16 protein-coding genes are annotated in these 18,589 nt (G+C 38.0%); 15 read left to right on the top strand and 1 reads right to left on the bottom strand.

From position 1 onward, the window contains the following. The first annotated feature begins 261 nt into the window (after window positions 1–261). The 6 genes from MLOOGBEN_RS22050 to MLOOGBEN_RS22025 all read left to right on the top strand — a co-directional run bounded on the left by MLOOGBEN_RS22050 (window position 262) and on the right by MLOOGBEN_RS22025 (window position 7,817). Window positions 262–1,908, top strand: a complete 1,647-nt coding sequence (locus MLOOGBEN_RS22050) for an MDR family MFS transporter (RefSeq protein WP_179160425.1) — start codon at window positions 262–264, stop codon at window positions 1,906–1,908. Between the two features lie 178 nt (window positions 1,909–2,086). Then, entirely contained in the window at window positions 2,087–2,923 is an 837-nt protein-coding gene (gene ypfJ, locus MLOOGBEN_RS22045) for a KPN_02809 family neutral zinc metallopeptidase (protein ID WP_179160424.1), read from the top strand. Between the two features lie 207 nt (window positions 2,924–3,130). Beyond that, window positions 3,131–3,709, top strand: a complete 579-nt coding sequence (locus MLOOGBEN_RS22040; protein ID WP_179160423.1) for a thermonuclease family protein — start codon at window positions 3,131–3,133, stop codon at window positions 3,707–3,709. A 162-nt stretch (window positions 3,710–3,871) separates the two neighbouring features. After that, window positions 3,872–5,668 carry a glycosyl hydrolase family 18 protein gene (locus MLOOGBEN_RS22035; RefSeq protein WP_179160422.1) on the top strand — a complete coding sequence of 599 codons (1,797 nt, stop codon included), beginning with the start codon at window positions 3,872–3,874 and terminating at the stop codon, window positions 5,666–5,668. 566 nt (window positions 5,669–6,234) lie between these two features. Beyond that, window positions 6,235–7,275 carry a zinc-dependent alcohol dehydrogenase family protein gene (locus MLOOGBEN_RS22030; protein WP_179160474.1) on the top strand — a complete coding sequence of 347 codons (1,041 nt, stop codon included), beginning with the start codon at window positions 6,235–6,237 and terminating at the stop codon, window positions 7,273–7,275. 338 nt (window positions 7,276–7,613) lie between these two features. After that, window positions 7,614–7,817: a hypothetical protein gene (locus MLOOGBEN_RS22025; protein ID WP_179160421.1), complete on the top strand. Its 204-nt coding sequence runs from the start codon at window positions 7,614–7,616 to the stop codon at window positions 7,815–7,817. 182 nt (window positions 7,818–7,999) lie between these two features. Here the strand turns inward: MLOOGBEN_RS22025 and MLOOGBEN_RS22020 are convergent, their stop codons facing one another. Continuing rightward, the gene (locus tag MLOOGBEN_RS22020) at window positions 8,000–8,410 is read right to left on the bottom strand and encodes an Lrp/AsnC family transcriptional regulator (RefSeq protein ID WP_179160420.1); all 411 of its coding nucleotides are present in this window, start codon (window positions 8,408–8,410) and stop codon (window positions 8,000–8,002) included. 132 nt (window positions 8,411–8,542) lie between these two features. On the opposite strand from MLOOGBEN_RS22020, the gene MLOOGBEN_RS22015 reads away from it, so the two are divergent. From MLOOGBEN_RS22015 to MLOOGBEN_RS21975, 9 genes are all read left to right on the top strand, one after another. After that, window positions 8,543–9,304: an MBL fold metallo-hydrolase gene (locus tag MLOOGBEN_RS22015; protein WP_179160419.1), complete on the top strand. Its 762-nt coding sequence runs from the start codon at window positions 8,543–8,545 to the stop codon at window positions 9,302–9,304. A gap of 194 nt (window positions 9,305–9,498) precedes the next feature. After that, complete coding sequence (locus MLOOGBEN_RS22010) at window positions 9,499–10,704, top strand: MFS transporter (RefSeq protein ID WP_179160418.1); 1,206 nt, start codon at window positions 9,499–9,501, stop codon at window positions 10,702–10,704. Between the two features lie 310 nt (window positions 10,705–11,014). Beyond that, on the top strand, window positions 11,015–11,758 hold the full coding sequence (locus tag MLOOGBEN_RS22005; RefSeq protein WP_179160417.1) for a metal ABC transporter ATP-binding protein: 744 nt from the start codon (window positions 11,015–11,017) through the stop codon (window positions 11,756–11,758). Next, complete coding sequence (locus MLOOGBEN_RS22000; protein ID WP_179160416.1) at window positions 11,759–12,616, top strand: metal ABC transporter permease; 858 nt, start codon at window positions 11,759–11,761, stop codon at window positions 12,614–12,616. A gap of 19 nt (window positions 12,617–12,635) precedes the next feature. Further along, a complete protein-coding gene (locus tag MLOOGBEN_RS21995) occupies window positions 12,636–13,589 on the top strand; it encodes a metal ABC transporter substrate-binding protein (protein WP_179160415.1) in 954 nt (317 codons plus the stop codon). Window positions 13,590–13,902: 313 nt separating this feature from the next. After that, a complete protein-coding gene (locus tag MLOOGBEN_RS21990; RefSeq protein WP_179160473.1) occupies window positions 13,903–14,526 on the top strand; it encodes a nitroreductase family protein in 624 nt (207 codons plus the stop codon). 261 nt (window positions 14,527–14,787) lie between these two features. Beyond that, window positions 14,788–15,198 (top strand): hypothetical protein, encoded by a 411-nt coding sequence (locus tag MLOOGBEN_RS21985; RefSeq protein ID WP_179160414.1) that lies wholly within the window; start codon window positions 14,788–14,790, stop codon window positions 15,196–15,198. A 370-nt stretch (window positions 15,199–15,568) separates the two neighbouring features. Beyond that, entirely contained in the window at window positions 15,569–16,930 is a 1,362-nt protein-coding gene (locus MLOOGBEN_RS21980; protein WP_179160413.1) for a dipeptidase, read from the top strand. Window positions 16,931–17,250: 320 nt separating this feature from the next. Then, on the top strand, window positions 17,251–18,411 hold the full coding sequence (locus tag MLOOGBEN_RS21975; protein WP_179160412.1) for a plasmid pRiA4b ORF-3 family protein: 1,161 nt from the start codon (window positions 17,251–17,253) through the stop codon (window positions 18,409–18,411). Window positions 18,412–18,589 lie beyond the last annotated feature (178 nt).

Raw genomic sequence — 18,589 nt, 5'->3', positions numbered from 1 at the left:
GTAAATTTACCTAAACATATACTGCCCAGTTGCAGTAGTTTTACTCACTTCATGATTAGGAAGCACGCTTTAGATGTGGAATTACTTGGTCAAGGAACTTAAAAATTATTAATTTTTTATAGGAATTTCTTTACATACATGCTAAAATGGCGTGCATTCGCCGATTATTTCTTAAAAGAGACTAGTGCGATTGTGCTTTTCTAATGTTTTGAAAATTTAAGACTGCCAAAATGGATGTCAGATAGAAATGAGGAAAAAGAATTGAAAATGACTTTACAGGCTTATCGAAACATGGATCGTAATATTTGGATTCGTTTCATCGGTGAATCGATTAATGGTATTGCGATGATGATGTTAATGCCTTTTTTCGCCTTATATATGAGTGATAAGGTGGATCATTTTTGGCAAGTTGGTGTGGTGATGGCGATGGGGCCAATTGCCGGAGTGCTTGGTTCTTTAATCGGAGGAAAGCTTGCGGATCAATATGGCAGGAAACCTATTATGATTGTTTCAATGGTTGGAAATGGATTGGTTATGCTGGGGTTTATTTTTTTCGATGGTTTCTATCCTTTCTTATTGATATCGAGTTTTTTCGGCTTGTTTAATTCACTTTTTCATCCTGCGGCATCAGCCATGGTCGCTGATGTGACAGATGAAGAGGGAAGAACGGAAGCATATGGTTTGCTGAGAATGGGCCACAATATTGGAGCAGCCATCGGTCCTTTGCTTGGTGCTTCCATTGTGTTTTTATCAAAAACAGTCATCTTTATCATTGCTGCTTCATCCGTTTTTGTTTATTCCCTTTTTTTAGCGCTCTTACTTTCAGAAACATTACCGAAAAGTGAACGAAAGAAAGATACGAAGGAAATGGATGAAGTAGAGAAACTGCCCTCTATTTTTACGGTGCTCGTCAAAGATAAAATTTTATTATTCTATATTATTACGGGAATTGTGATTTCAATGGGATTTTCACAAACAGAAGGGATGCTTCCTTTGCATTTTGATCAACAATTGCCGGCACTTTCCGATGCCCAAAATCCATATCCCTATTTAATGGCATTTAACGGAGCACTGGTCGTTTTCTTCCAATTTGCGATATCGAGATGGGCAAGTAAGCGCAAACTAGGAAAGGTCATGCTATATGGTTCGGTTTTATTTGGTTTTGGGCTGCTTGCAGTAGGGTGGCTGCCAATATTTTTTACAAAGCTCCATTTTTCCTACTGGAGTATCCTTTTAGTCCTTATCATAATCTATGGAATATACACATTAGGGGAAATGCTCTTATCCCCGGTACAAATGACATTTGTAGCCAATATTGCACCTGAACATTTACGTGGTACTTATATGGGGGCAGCAAGTCTTCAGTGGATCGTTGGCAGTGCATTCGGACCCATTTTTGCCGGATTTTTGCTTGATGAACATCTTGGTCAGGTTCTATTTACGGTTCTGGGTATAGGATGTTTCGTAGCCGGTATTATTTATTTATCACTTGATAAATGGGTAACAGAAGCGAAGGAAAAGAATCAGACCCTTCATGTTAAAAAGGAAGATGAGGAACAAAGGATAGAAGTCCAAAAGTATATGGGGAATGAAAATCAATATGAGGACTTTAAAGAAATTATTAATTATGAGCAAGTTAAAAAAGTGAAAGAGATTTTATCTGATATTGATTGGGAAAATCCAAAAGTGTCTATGGTACGTCCTCCTGATTACAGGTTTGGATTTCAATACAAAGATCCTAACATTGAAGCGAAAGCAGTGTTATATAAGCTTTGGATAAGCCCAAATAAGGAAAAAGTAGAACTTGTTATAGATGCTGAAAGTAAATATGCTCAATTAGATAAAGAAAATTCGGCAGTCCTATACGAAATGATTACGGGAGAAAAATTATCAGACTTAAAATGTTGATTTGACAACTTTATTAACTGGTATGAAGTACTTCTTACCCTTCCATTCAGCCTGGCCTCTACACAATGCCCATTCTAAAATTGGACCAAAAGAACCGTCCCCACGGTCACGTGAAATAGATCATGTTCTATTTGGGTATAACATAATGGAACTCTTTATATTTCGGGGAGGTAAAAGCATGAAGTGGAAAGGAAGACGGCAGAGTGCAAATGTTGAAGATCGAAGAGGAATGGGAATGGGCGGCAAAACCGTCATTGGTGGCGGAATTGGCAGTGTGATTGTCATTTTACTTTTTGCCCTGCTTGGAGGAAACCCAGGGGATCTAATCGGGAACACGCCAGCCAATAATGGCGCCAATCCACCCCCGCCAATGAATGTAACGCAGCAAGAGGAGGAACTTGCGGATTTTGTTTCCGTTGTCCTTGCAGATACAGAGGATGTCTGGTCTGCTGAATTTGAGAAAAAGGGACTGGATTACGAAGAACCGAAGCTTGTATTGTTTAGCGGTGGAGTCCAGTCCGCGTGTGGAGAAGCTAGCTCCGCTGTTGGACCGTTTTATTGCCCCGGTGACCATAAGCTTTATATTGATTTAGGTTTTTATGAGGATCTGAAACAACGTTTCCAGGCACCTGGCGATTTTGCGATGGCGTATGTGATCGCCCATGAAGTTGGACACCATGTTCAAACACTGTTGAATACTGGAGGACAAGTATCGCCGCAAGAAAGGCGTTCTAATGAGTTTTCAGTTCGGTTTGAATTACAGGCAGACTACTTGGCAGGTGTGTGGGCGAATCATGCACAAGGGAAGGGCTACCTCGAAAAAGGCGACCTTGATGAGGCTATGAATGCTGCACATGCGGTTGGAGATGATACCATTCAGAGGAAGGCTCAGGGCTATGTCGTTCCGGATAGCTTTACCCATGGGACTTCTAAGCAGCGGAAACGCTGGTTTACAAAAGGATTTGAGACTGGCACGATTGAAGGTGGAAATACTTTTGATGTAGAAAATCTTTAAATCGAAATGGATTTTCTAGAACTATTTTAACTCTGAAAATGGGACGCGACCTACCTTTCTATAAAAAGGCAGAGGGCGCGTCCCATTTATTTATTCAATAATATTAATAACCACCCTGTCCCATTCCTTCCTAAACCCATATATAACCAATGGAAGATATAAAAAAGATTGCCAGTTAGTAAATGGAATGGGGAGGGGGAAATATTCATGAGAAAACAAACAGGATCGATCGCTATAGTCGCAGCAGCTGCCTTTATATCAATCTATCCATTAACATCACTAATAGAAGATACAGCACAAGAGAACACCGTTCAGGTAACTGAAGAACAAGTAAGTAACGTACCCATTACTTTAATCAATATCATTGACGGAGATACGATTAAAGTCCATTTGAACGGAAAAAAGGAAACGGTGCGCTATTTATTGATTGATACACCGGAGTCAAAAAATCCAAAATCATGTGTTCAGCTCTATGCAAAGGACGCGTTCTTACGAAATAGCGAGCTGGTTAAAAGCGGAAAGATAACTTTGGAGTTTGAACAGGGAAACACAAGAGATACCTACGGTCGACTGTTAGCCTATGTTTATGTAAATGGGGTATCGGTCCAAGGAACGCTGCTAAAAGAGGGATACGCACGAGTGGCTTATATCATAAATCCACCCTATAGATACCTGGAACACTTCAGGAAGGAGGAAAATCTAGCGAAAAGGCAAAAATTGAATATTTGGAGCAGGTTCAAATTTGTGACGAACTGGGGATTTAATGGGTGTTTAGATGAAAAATAAATTCAACCTAAAGACAATCATTACTAGTTGACAGACTCTTTAATCAGTGAATTGGGACTAGGCTGAAATTTACTACTATTTTCCAGTACACGATTCCCGTGTCCTCCTATTAAAATGAAGAATAGATAATTTGCTATTTTAATAGGAGAGGCAGGAATTGCCATGAAACCACGATTACAAAACGGCTATAAAATCTTTATCGTTTTCTTGTTAGTGTTTATCAGCCTTACAAGTAATTTCACTGTTACAGAAGCAGCTAAAAGAGATCGAACGTCGCCTACTGCACCAACGAATTTGAAGGCAGCAGCCATAACGGCTTCCACGGTTTCATTAACTTGGACGAGTTCTACGGATAATGTTGGCGTGAAAGAGTACGATGTTTACCGGAATAATACCTATATCGGAAATACGACTACAAACTCTTATTCCGCGGGGAATCTAAGTCCATCTACTTCTTATAGTTTCTTTGTAAAAGCACGCGATGCAAGTGGAAATATTTCTCCAGCTAGTAATACGATCACTGTTTCCACATCCGCACCGGCCGTCGACCAGCCCCCGCAGGTTGGCAGCATTCAGGTTTCTCCGATTGCAAGTGATGGTCAGACAATAGGTGGAACGGTTACTTTGTCTGTCAGTGCAAGTGATGATAAAGGAATCAGCAAGGTCGAGTTTTACAGCAATAATGGCGGATATTTAATTGGAGCGCGAACGTCAGCGCCATATAGTATGAATTGGGCTACCGATCCATGGGTGCCGGATGGCAGTCAAACGTTAAAGGTGATTGTCTACGATACGGCCAATCAAACGGCGCAGGTTTCCAAAACTGTTTTGGTGAAAAATACAGTTACTCCTGAGCCAGCTGCCTATAAAAAAGTCGGATATTTCACTGGCTGGTCGACATATTCAAATTTCCAAGTTGCTGATATTGATGCAAGTGCCCTTACCCATCTTAACTATGCATTTGCCAACATTTCTTCAGATGGAAAAATTGCCTTAGGGGACTCCTGGGCCGATGTGGAAAAACCATTTTCAGGTGATACGGCTGATCAGCCTTACAAGGGAAATTTTTATCAACTAACCAAGCTGAAACAGCAATATCCCCATTTAAAGACATTAATTTCTGTTGGCGGCTGGACATGGTCGGAAAGGTTCTCGGATGTAGCTCTGACAGAGCAGTCAAGAACAATCTTTGCTGAAAGCGCCCTGCAATTCCTATTAAAATATGGATTTGACGGCGTGGATTTGGATTGGGAATATCCAGTAGGCGGGGGAGAGGCAGACAATATTAATCGACCTGAGGATAAGCAGAATTTTACGCTTCTTTTGAAAAAAATAAGAGAAACATTGGATGCTCAAAGTGCAAAGGATGGGAAAACGTATTTGTTAACCATTGCCGCTGGAGCAGGCAGCTCCTATGCTGCCAATACAGAACTGAACTTGATTCACCAGTATGTGGATTACATTCAGCTGATGACGTATGATATTCACGGTTCCTGGGACGGCATAACAGGGATGAATGCTCCTTTATACCGTGATCCCGAATCAGGCTTCTCCTGGGAGTGGAGTGTACAGGATACCAGTCGCCTATTTCTCAATCAAGGAGTGCCCGCGAATAAACTCATTATGGGGATTCCCTTCTACGGCAGAGCCTATAACCAGGTGACGAATCATAATAACGGGCTATACCAATCCTTTACGGGTAGCGGATCAGCCTTGAGTTATGCGAATTTAGAAGCGAACTATGTAAACAAAAATGGATTCACTCGATATTGGGAACCAGATTCCAAAGTCCCATGGCTGTTCAATGGCTCGCAATTTATCAGCTATGATGACACAGAATCAATCGGATATAAAACCTCCTTCATCAAGGCGAATAGCCTCGGTGGTGCGATGATGTGGGAGCTTAGCCAGGATCCCAATAGAGTGTTATTATCGAAGATATTTAATGATTTGAAATAAACGATAAACTCATTTAACAAGTTGAAAATCCATGCCTAAAGGAAAGGCAGGGATTTTTCCTATTTTCACAGATTTTGAATGTCATAACTAGTAGTTATAAGACTTCTCCTTACTGGAAGAGATTAAAATCGGAGGAATACTTCTGTCCAAATGATAGGGAAGCAATGTAGATTCCTAGATGTTTTAAAAATCCGCTTATTTTTAAGGTGAAAATGGATATTTTCCAATTTAAACGGAAATTCTCCGCTTATTTTCTAAACACAGTGAAATCAACATTCAGTTTTAACAGTGCAAAAGATAAAGAAAGACCAGGAAAATTATTGTAACATAATTGTCAAAATTATCAGATTATACTGCCGCTTTATTAGGTATAATTTACTTACGGGTTATATTACGTTTTGCTGAGGAGGTTTTTGGAAGGGTTTACATTTTTACCGTATTACCGATGTGGGGATGTCGGGAAAATTAATTTAATGGACTTTTTAGGGGAAGTCTATTAAACAAGCGGAGGGGTAATGATGAGTTACAAGGTAGTTGAAGAAAAAGTTGAAACAAATCTTATGACTATGAAAGCTCTAATTTATCGCGGACCAGGAAACAAGGAATGGGCAGATGCTCCTAAGCCAACTGTCCAAAAACCAAATGATGCAATTGTTAAGGTATTAAAGACTACTATCTGTGGCACGGATCTACATATTTTGAAAGGGGACGTACCTACCGTTGCAGATGGCAGGATATTAGGACATGAAGGTATTGGAATCATTGAGGAAATAGGACCAGGGGTGCAAAATTTCAAACCAGGCGACAAGGTATTGATTTCATGTATAACCTCTTGTGGAAAATGTCAAAATTGTAAAAAAGGCTTATACGCTCACTGTGAAGATGGCGGCTGGATTCTTGGCCATACGATTGATGGAACACAGGCTGAATATGTGAGAATTCCTTATGCGGATACAAGTATGTATCCAATTCCTTCCGGAGCTGATGAGGAAGCGATGGTTATGTTAAGTGATATCCTCCCTACAGGATTTGAAATTGGCGTCCTTAATGGAAGAGTGAAACCTGGTGATACCATTGCGATTATTGGAGCAGGTCCAGTAGGCTTATCCGCCTTGTTAACTTCTCAATTTTATTCTCCATCTAGGATTATTATGGTGGATCTCGACAGTAATCGTCTTGATATAGCTAGAAAATTCGGAGCTACCGAAATAGTCAATAGTGCGGATGGAAATGCTGTTCAAAGAATAATGGAACTTACAGAAGGAAAAGGTGTAGACGTCGTCATAGAAGCAGTTGGTATTCCAGCTACGTTTGATATCTGCCAGGAAGTCGTCAAGCCTGGAGGAAATATTGCAAACGTTGGGGTTCACGGGAAAAGCGTGGAGCTTCATTTAGAAAAACTATGGATTCAAAATATTACTCTAACGACAGGACTAGTAAGTACAAATTCAACTCCAATGCTTCTTAAATCAGTTGCCGCCAACCAATTAGAACCTAAAAAGCTAATTACGCACCGCTTTAAGCTAAATGATATTTTAGAAGCTTATGAGGTATTTGCTAATGCATCGAAGGAACGTGCGATAAAAGTGATTATTAACAATGAGTAACATGCAACACCCATAGAGCAAAAGAGGGTATACCAAGTGAATGGCTTGGACCCTTTTTTTGCGTTTACGTTCTTTTTTTAATACCCGCATCTCCAATAAAAGAAACTAAATATTATGTTAGGAATAGTATGACGGAACGATTGTGTAGACTAACCGGCAGCTTGACTGGATCCTATTTCTTGTTTAACTTGATAAGTGTAAGGTATTAGTAAATAGAGGTGATAATAATGAAGGTTACTCTTACGATAGATGCAAAGCAGCAGCTGAAAAATGTACTGGGTGAAGCGCCGACCATTAAGCTGAATGAAATCAGAACAACTGGTTGAGGTGCCACGTATGTGTACGAACTTGCTCAGGTTGAGCAGGTAAAGGATGAGGAGATTTTTCAAGTTGATGGAATTACAATCTTACTTGACCCATTGGTGATGAACCATCTAGAAGATGATATCATAATCGACCACAAACAAAATTATGGATTTATTCTTAAAAATAGCTATGAAATCTTAACCTTTGGCATGATTTTTAGGAAGCAATCTAAATAAAAGGATCTAAAAGAATTGGCTCAGTTCACTATACTGAGTGATTTCTTTTATTGATTTCTAACTTTTCCCCACCGACTTCGGGAGTTACAAACTTAAGCTAATGGGGGCATGGATCCATCTTGGATTAATGCCTCCATTTGTTTAAGAGTATCCCTTCACAACCTCGCATGTTTATTGATGCACTATTTGTTAATAACAATGGATAATTTGTAGTTCACCAAATTGCTCAAACCTGTCAAGAATTCATCTAATATTCCATTGTCTGGGAATTTACATTCGAGAAGATAACAACTTTCTCCACTGACTTTGTAGTTGTTTATGACGAATTGATCTTGTTCTTTTATAAACGACAGATAAGGTTGATGATTCGTGCTTTTCGTATAAATATGTATAATTGCGTGAACAAGATACCCCATTTTTACTTGATTCACTTTAATGGTGTACCCCTCAATAATCCCATTGTCCTGTAATTTCGCCACCCTAGCTGAAGTAGCCGGTCCAGTCAAATGGACTTTTTCTCCCAATTCTTTCATTGTAATCCGACTGTTCTTAGTTAGTTCCTTCAAAATATGCATATCTGTGTTATCTATCATTTATTTAACTCCTTTCATAAATAAAGTCAAACCGCCAAAAGACTTTACTTAATCTATGTATCTGTCATATGTCCATAGTGTAGACTATACATTGTTCTAATGAAAATTCAAAAGCTAAAGGGGTTAATATATATGAATATCCATCAAATTCGTAATGCAACAATTGTCGTTGAATATGCGGGAAAGAAGTTTTTGATCGATCCAATGTTATCAGAAAAAGGGACTTACCCGCCTTTCCCTTCATTAAGACAAAACAACTCAAATAATCCTTTAGTTAGTTTACCAATATCCATTGACGATATCATTCATAATGTTGATGCTGTTATTGTCACTCATCTACATTATGACCATTGGGATGATGCTGCGAAAGAATCGCTGCCCAAAGAGATTAAAATATTTTCCCAAAATGAAGAAGATGCGACTGAACTTCGAAATGCAGGCTTCCAAAATGTAGAGGTTTTACAAGAGAATACAGTATTTGAAGGAATCCAATTAATTAAAACAAAAGGCGAGCATGGAAGAGGAGAAATCCTAAAGGCTACTGGACTAGTGTGCGGCGTTGTCTTCAAACACTCAAATGAGAAGACTTTATATGTAGCTGGAGATACTGTTTGGTATGAAGCTGTTCAGGAAGTAATTGAAACACACAAACCAGAAATCATTGTTGTCAACGGCGGGGATGTTCAACTTTCTGAAGGTGGTTCTCTAATTATGGGGAAAGATGACATTTATGAAGTTTATAAAGCTGCTCCACATGCAAAAATCATTTCTGTCCATATGGAAGCTGTCAATCATTGGACATTATCAAAAGAAGAATTAAAAAGCTTTATAAATGAAAAAGGAATCTCCTCGAATGTTTTAGTACCTGAAGACGGAGAATCATATTCATTATAAAGAATCAAAGCAGATAGAATTTTATTTTGTGCAGTTTCTAAGCATTTATTTGTTCTGTAGTGATACAAGGAGCTCATGATTATGCAGTCGGATAATCATGAGCTCCTTAATTATTTATTGAACAAAACCTTCTAAAGCAAGTATTGAAGAGAGGTATTTCACATCAATGATTATACAGAAAGAGGTGATTATAGATGAAGAAAACAATTAAAGAACAAAAGTTGGTATTAATTATTCTTTTAAGTAATCTATTCATTGCATATCTAGGTATAGGTCTTATCGTCCCCGTTATGCCGTCTTTTATGAATATCATGCATTTATCGGGAAAAACGATGGGCTATCTTGTCGCCGTACATGCTGTGGCACAATTACTTATATCACCGCTCGCAGGACGTTGGGTTGATCATTATGGCAGAAAGAAAATCATCATAATCGGCTTGTTTCTTTTTGGTGTTTCAGAACTTATCTTTGGTTTAGGTACGAATGTATCAGTGCTTTATCTATCAAGGATTCTAGGGGGAATTAGTGCCGCCTTTATTATGCCAGGTGTTACTGCATATGTTGCAGATATTACATTTGTTCAGGAACGGTCAAAAGCGATAGGCTATATTTCTGCCGCCATTAGTACTGGCTATATTATCGGACCTGCCATGGGTGGCTTTATTGCAGAATACGGTATACGTATGCCTTTCTTCTTTGCAGCAGGCATTGCCTTTTTAGCATGCATTTCATCAATATTTATTTTAAAAGAGCCGCTAACAAAGGAACAGCTTGCAGAAACTTCTGCTAATACAAAGCAAACAAACTTTATAGGCGATTTCAAAAGATCATTTAATCCACGTTACTTTACTGCCTTTATCATTGTATTTGTACTTGCTTTCGGTTTATCAGCATATGAAACTGTTTTCAGCCTATTTTCTGATCATAAATTTGGCTTCACGCCGAAGGAGATTGCCGCTATTATTACAATCAGCTCAATCTTCGGAGTTGTAATCCAAGTATTTATGTTTGGAAAAATGGTAGATATACTTGGTGAGAAGAAACTGATCCAATTATGTTTAATTATAGGTGCAATATTGGCAGTGGCGTCTACTGTAATCTCTAGCTTTTTGGCTGTGCTGGCAGTAACTTGCTTCATCTTCCTCGCATTTGACTTGCTTCGCCCGGCATTGACGACTTTTTTATCAAAAGCTGCCGAGAAAGAGCAAGGATTTGTTGCTGGTATGAACTCAACCTATACGAGCCTAGGTAATATCGGTGGCCCAGCGATGGGTGGAATTTTATTTGACGTAAACATCGACTATCCTTATCTTTTCGCTGCTGTTATTATGGTCATTGGCTTCGGTATTACAATTATGTGGAAAGAAAACCAATTGGGAGAAAGCTTAGCAAAAAATTAGAAATGGCTTGCAAAACTGATGTCAGTTTGCAAGCCATTTTCATTGTCATTTATATGATAGGCACCTTAAAGCGGAACCCGTTACAAAAAATCGATAAGGGGATTTTTTAGCTCGTGAAAGCAATTTTTAATTGACATGTTTTTTCCTGAGGATTAAAATGTTTCCTAAGGTAAACTTTTTTAAAGTTATGACATATATATGATTAAAGTAAAATGTGGTAAAATTCCACGTTATTTTTTTAATTAAAAGTTGCGCTAAGTAAACATTTTTATACAAATGAAAACACTAGATATGAAGGAGATGATTATGAATGAATTCAGCGCTTTCAGTGAAAAGTTTGTTTGTGTCCTACCATGGAAATGAAGCGGTGAAAAATGTCAGTTTTTCAATTGAACCAGGTAAATTAGTTGGGATTATTGGTCCGAATGGAGCTGGGAAATCAACGCTATTAAAGGCATTGTTAAACCTTATCCCGAAAGATAACGGCGAAATTCAAATATACGGAAAAAGTTTTCATGAGCTAAGAAAATCCGTTGCCTATGTCCCGCAAAGGAGCAATATTGACTGGGATTTTCCAATCACTGTTTTAGATACTGTCTTACTCGGAACGTATCCAAAACTAGGTTTATTCAAAAGACCAAAAAAGTCAGAAAAAGAATGGGCGCTACAATGTTTACAAAGGGTTGGTATTGCAGAATTTAGTAAGCGTCAAATCGGAGAACTTTCAGGGGGACAGCAACAACGAGTTTTTTTAGCAAGAGCACTTGCTCAAGAATCTGAAATGCTCTTTCTGGATGAGCCTTTTGTGGGTATAGATGTATCAAGTGAAGAAACCATTATGACTATATTGAAAGAATTAAAGAATAGTGGCAAAACGATTCTGGTTGTTCATCATGATCTAAGTAAAGTCAGTGATTATTTTGACCAACTTGTTCTGTTAAATAAAGAACTTATTGGTTTTGGAGATATAACTCAGGTTTTAAATGCAGAGGTTTTGGCTAAAGCGTATTCTGGACAATTTTCGTTTCTGGATGGATTGGGGGTGAAGATTTAAATGACTTTTATTGAGGCTGTGATTCAATACGGATTTTTACAAAAAGCTCTTTTAACCTCTATAATGGTTGGAATTATTTGTGGAGTAGTGGGCTGTTTTATCATTTTAAGAGGAATGGCACTAATGGGTGACGCCATTTCTCATGCTGTTCTTCCAGGGGTGGCAATTGCTTACATGCTTGGAATCAATTTCTTTGCTGGAGCCGTTATTTCAGGTGTTTTGACCGCAATGTCAATCGGTTTTGTCAGCCAAAATAGTCGTATCAAAAATGATATTTCCATTGGAATTATGTTTACGGCTGCTTTTGCATTAGGGATTATTCTAATCACTCTTATGAAAAGTAGTACGGACCTTTATCACATCTTGTTTGGGAATGTATTAGCAGTCCGACCTTCAGATATGTGGACTACACTGGGAATAGGAATATTTGTGTTAATTTCGATTTATTTGTTCTACAAAGAACTGCTTGTGACTTCTTTTGATCCAACCATGGCAGAAGCGTACGGACTACCAATTAAAATTATCCATTATTTTTTAATGACGCTGCTGACAATGGTTACGGTTGCTTCTCTACAAACGGTGGGAATTATATTGGTAGTGGCCATGCTGATCACACCAGCAGCAACAGCCTACTTATTAACCAATCGATTATGGGTAATGATTTACCTTTCAGCAAGTTTAGGAGTAATTGCATCGGTTGTGGGGTTATACTTTAGCTTCACTTACAACTTAGCTTCAGGAGCAACCATTGTTTTAGTTTCAACAGCCCTTTTTCTATTAGCCTTTTGTTTTTCACCAAACCAAGGTATCTTATGGCGTTTCTTAAATGCACGAAGGAAAAAACAAGCCCTTTCATAAAAATTTAGGAGGAATAGCAATGAAATATATTTTACAATTAGTCATAACAAGTCTTTTGGCAATTGTCATTCTGGCAGGATGTGGTGTAAGTAAGGAGACAGGTAGTGAAGCAGGAAAAGAACCTAAAGAGGATAAGTTACAGGTGGTTACGACTTACTCCATTCTTTATGATATCGTAAAAAATATCGGTGGCGATCAAATAGAGATTCATAGTTTAGCTAAAGTAGGATCTAATCCGCATGAATATGACCCACTACCATTAGATATTCAAAAAACAACAGATGCAGATATCGTTTTTTATAATGGATTAAATCTTGAAGCGGGTAACTCTTGGTTTGAGAAACTTATCCAAACTGCGGGAAAGTCTGGTGAGGATGCGCCTGTTTTTAGACTAAGTGAAGGAGTAGATCCTAAATTTTTAACATCAGAAGGAAATGAAGGTGAAGAAGACCCACATGCATGGCTTGATATTCGAAACGGAATTAAGTATGCAGAAAATGCAAGAGATGCCCTGATTGAAATAGATTCAGAGAATGCAAATATTTACGAAAAAAACGCTAAAGAATATATTTTGAAATTAGAAAAACTTCATCAAGAAGCGTTAGAAAGCTTCAATAAAATTCCTAAGGAAAAGCGTTTTTTAGTTACAAGTGAGGGCGCTTTTAAATATTTTAGTGCTGCATACGAATTTGAGGCAGGTTACATTTGGGAAATCAATGCAGAAAATCAAGGAACACCCCAACAAGTAAAGCAAATTGTTGATTTAATTAATGAACAAGAAATTCCAGTATTATTTGTAGAAACGAGTATCGACCCTCGCAGTATGGAAATGGTTTCAACAGAAACGGGTGTTCCAATTGGCGGGACATTATTTACAGACTCTCTAGGAAAACCAGGTGAAGAAGGAGATTCTTATATTGGGATGATGGAATGGAATATCTCTGTTATATTTGAAAACTTAATGGGAAATTAGGGATATGTTTCCATTGGGACGGTTCTCAAGGATCAAAGTGCCTGGCACCATCCTATTGAAAAGAGTAAGCGAATGGTACTTGAATAGTATCATTCGCTTTTTTATTTATGGTTAAAGTTACGAATCTATTATTTTTGACAATTCGGCTTGATTTGAGTAAGGTAATTTAGTATCAAAAAACAATATGCGCAAAGAAGCTTATACTTTATAAGAATTTTCCTAAAAATGTGCGTAGTTGAGATAAAGTATACTTTCATTGATAGGAGGAATTATTGTGGCAAACTCTCAAACTTTAGAAAAACTCGAGCAGCAAATGTTCTTGGATGTTATTCGTGAACGTCGATCTGTTCGTACCTTTGATCCATCAGTGCGGATATCCCGCGAGGAAATGACCGAAATACTGGAGCTAGCAACATTGGCTCCTTCGTCATCGAACCTCCAGCCGTGGCGTTTTCTAGTCATCGATAAACCGGAGTTGAAGGAAACGCTATTGCCAATTGCGTTTAACCAACAACAAGTAGTCGAAGCTTCTGCTGTTATAGCAGTCCTTGGTGATACAAAAAGCTATGAGAAGGCTGAAAAAATTTATGGACAGGCAGTAGAAGCAGGCTTTATGCCAGCTGATACGGCTAAATCATTCATCGAACGTACGGTCGGTATGTATTCCACATTACAGCCTGAAGTGGCTCGCCAAATTGTATATACTGATGGTGGCCTTATCTCGATGCAGCTTATGCTTGTCGCGCGATCCAAAGGTTACGACACGGTTCCAATGGGTGGCTACGATAAAGCAAAGTTTGTTGAAGCTTTTGGGATTTCTGAGCAGTTAGTGCCGGTTATGCTCATTGCAATCGGAAAAGCAACAAAACCTGGACATCCTACGACACGTCTTCCGATTGAGGATGTTGCATTCTTTAACGAATTGCCAACGGAATAAGCCTGCTGGTTTCAATTTTTCAAATCAAAGGTCGAACCGTCTCCATGGTTTTTATAATAAAAATCCCCAAATCCAAAAGTGGATAAGGGGATTTTTTTTGGTATTCTGCACACGATTTGATGTTTAACGAGAAATGGTGGAGCAAAGCTTCTAAGGAAAACTTGATCAATGGTTGGAGGATTCACTTCAATCCATTTCATCGACAATTCTCAACATAAATCTGCTATAATAAAATCTAATAAAAGAAGGAGGTGAGGAAAAGTGGAAAAAACGCTTAATTTAATTTTAGCAGAACAGAAAAGACAGGGTGAGTTATTGCATCAATTAATTAACACTGTTGCCGCAACAAATGTAAAAGTTGCTGATTTAAATGGAAAAATAGTTGAAATGGATAGAAAAATAGTCGAAATAGATGGGAAAATAGTTGAAATGGATGGAAAAATAGTTGAAATGGATAGAAAAATAATCGTAATGGATGGGAAAATTTCTGAAACAAATGAAAAAGTTACTGAAATAAACGGAAGAGCGACCGCAATTGAAAAAAAACTAGATTCCGTTTTCGAGGAGGTTAAAGAAATAAAGGCGACAATGGCAACAAAACATGACCTCGAATACTATGACCAAATGATTTCAGAGCATTCTAGGGAAATCTATAAACTAAAAAATCATTAAACCTCTCCAATGAGACTCCTCAATAATATACTTAATTCAATCTAAGAAATTCCTAACCTACTTTGAGTTTATACCTTAACACAAGGCATGGCCACTATGTTCATCCAACACTTATACAAAATAACAGACAAGGCTACAACCAATTAAAAGGAAGTCCCTGCGCATTAACTAAATAGAAACCTAATATAATTCAAGCAATACCTAGTGCCAGGCACATCCCTAAAAATGAGGTTGCCTGGCACTTTTTATTCTTTTAAGTCGGTGCTCATGGTGCAAGTTAGACAAAAAGGACCGCTAGAACCGTCCCCATGGTCTACTTCCTCATTTTTGTGTAAAATAGAAGTGAAAATAAAAAAGAATAGGTGAGAACATGAGTCAATTATCTGATTTTGTATCCAAGCATCATCATCAAAATGTTGAGGAATTAAAAGAATTACTTCGTATTCCAAGCATTAGTTCCTTATCAGAGCATAAAGAGGACATGCAAAAAGCAGCTTCCTGGATCGCCAATAAGTTACAAAACATTGGAATGGAACACGTTGAAATCGTACAAACAAAAGGACATCCGATTATTTATGCAGACTGGCTTCATCAGAAAGATGCCCCGACTGTATTAGTATACGGTCATTATGACGTACAGCCCGTTGACCCGATTAACTTATGGGAAACCCCTCCGTTTGAACCAGACATCCGAGATGAAAAAATCTTTGCCAGAGGGGCAACAGACGACAAAGGGCAGACATTCTTACATATTAAAGCGGTCGAAGCACTACTGAAAGTAGAAAACAAATTACCAGTAAACCTAAAATTTTGCATCGAAGGAGAAGAAGAAATCGGTAGTCCTCATCTTCCGCAGTTTTTAGCCGAAAATAAGGAAAAATTAGCTTGTGATGTAGTGGTCATATCCGATTCTGATATGTGGGATAGAGGAGTTCCTGCGATTACATATTCTCTAAGAGGTCTTTGTGCTCTTGAGGTTTCCCTTCAAACGGCAAATACGGATTTGCATTCTGGCATGTTCGGCGGGGGAGTTCAGAACGCTAACCATTTATTAGTGCAGCTGCTTTCTACTCTTCATGATGCAAACGGAAAGGTAAATGTGGATCAGTTCTATGATGATGTTTTAGAATTGACAGAATTTGAGAAGGAACAAATTAAAGCACTAGGCTTTGATGAAGAAAAGCTAAAAAAACAGTTGGGTCTAACAGAATTAACGGGGGGAGAAACAAATTACCCATACCCTGAGAAAATCAGTTCTCGACCAACTCTAGAATTAAACGGCATATGGGGCGGATTTCAGGGGGAGGGTACAAAAACCGTCATTCCGAACGAGGCACATGCAAAAATCACCTGCCGTCTAGTTAATAATCAAAACCCAGAAAAAATCCAGGGCTCAATCAAAAAGCATTTAGAAGAAAAAGCACCAAAAGGATGCAGTGTAAAGGTAACACTTCAAGATACAGGTAATCCATTCCTAACCCCAATCGATCATCCGATGATTCAAAAAGCGGCTGAAGCCTACGAACAAGTTTATGGAAAAGCACCTGTTTATAAAAGAGAAGGGGGTTCCATTCCGATTGTATCGGATTTCAACCATACCCTAAATTCTCCTGTTGTCTTAATGGGATTCGGCTTGCCGGATGAAAATCTCCATGCTCCGAATGAACACTTTAACTTAGAAAACTTTGACAAAGGGATCTTAACAATTTGTTCATTTTTGGAATTGATCTGAATAGATAGGCAAAGAGGGATTGCATAGCATCCCTCTTTTTTGCTGTGAGTCATTAAAGGTATATATAACAATCAACTGTTGAGTGAGAAATTCCTAATCAATAGTAAATTAAATTACGATGCAAAGTATGAAAAGCGGTGTCTAAATAATCTCATTTCATTTTGTGATACAATCAGAGTAAAAATGGATAATTGAAGAACAAGAGAGTATTGAAAAAGAAATAGATTAAGATGCATTAGATGTAATCAAGCGGTTATATGACAAGACTTTTAAATCGTTGATGAAACATATTTATATATGAACTTAAGAGGGTGAGATAAATGTTAATCCAATGTACGAAAGCCTTGCTTGATCAGCTTGGAATAAAGAATAGTGAGCTGCATCCTCCAGAAGGACATGAGCAGTTTCCTAATAGCTTCATGGCATGGCACGCTAACTTTGCCACGATTGATAGAAAAAAAGTGATTGTTTTGATGAATAATGAAACAAGGTATTCAATCGTTATCTACAGACCAAGTAAAAAGGATTTTTCCAAAATAAATGAATTAATTCCTGAGGCAATCATTACGGCTTTACGTATGGAAGGTATCCGTAAAGAAGTCATTGAAGCATATATGGAAAAAGCGGGTGCTATTACATTTTCGAAAACAGCTAGTAAAAGCATAGTAGGAAAGATGAATAATGCGGTACGTGAAATTGAGTTTACGCAAGAATATTTAGATAAAAAGATAAGAATTCAACGATATATTAGCATGATAACCGGTAGATTTATCCAATTATCTGGAAACAATCCAGGGTTTTATCCGATTGAAAAAATGCTCGAATGTCTCAGCCTTATTTATGGGCAGGAAGGTCATCATGAAGTTGTGGAGGATGTTCTTGCAATCGACCTCTATCAACTGAAAATAAAAATCAAGCTAGAGTGTCATGAAATATGGCGACAAGTTTTAGTGCCTTCCACTTATTCGTTTAGACATCTACATAATATTATTCAAACCGTTTTTGATTGGCAGAACGCTCATTTACATGAATTTGTTGTGGAAAGAGCGAAAAGGAAGGACCTTAAAATTGTGATGGATGATGACCCCGAGACGATGGAATATTTGAATTTTGATGAATTTGAGATTCGTCAGGAGCGATTAGTTGCTCTTGAAGAAATCTTTCCAACCTATGGTGAAGTCGTATATGAATACGATTTTGGAGACTCCTGGGAACATACGATAACTTTGGAAAAAATCGTAAAATCAAATGAGTTTCGTGCAACATTTGTTGAAGGAATCGGCGAGAGACCTCCTGAAGATGTAGGAGGAGAAGGAGGCTATGAAGAATATCTACGAATTATGGCAGATGTAAACCATCCAGAACATGAAGATATGAAAGAATGGTCCGATAATCAAAAGGAAAGAAACATAAGGAAGGAAAAGATTAACCATAGACTTAAACAAGTAATCAAAGGCTATCATTTTTCGCATTTTTTGTGATTTTATTGATTGAAAAGGTAGTATTTTACTCACCAAACCTTTATCTTTCAAGGAAAATTGCAGTGCGGTCAAAAGAAGTGTATCCGTAATGTCAACTAAAGGATACATAAAATCTTCCTTCTGATTTGCCACACATGTCAATGTCACCAGCTTTCTAGTCAATAATCAAAAGTCTAGG

The organism is Bacillus sp. EB106-08-02-XG196, from assembly GCF_013396335.1.
Classification (GTDB): domain Bacteria; phylum Bacillota; class Bacilli; order Bacillales; family Cytobacillaceae; genus Neobacillus.
The sequence above is the reverse complement of the archived record's forward strand: the minus strand, read 5'-3'. Positions and strand labels throughout refer to the sequence as shown.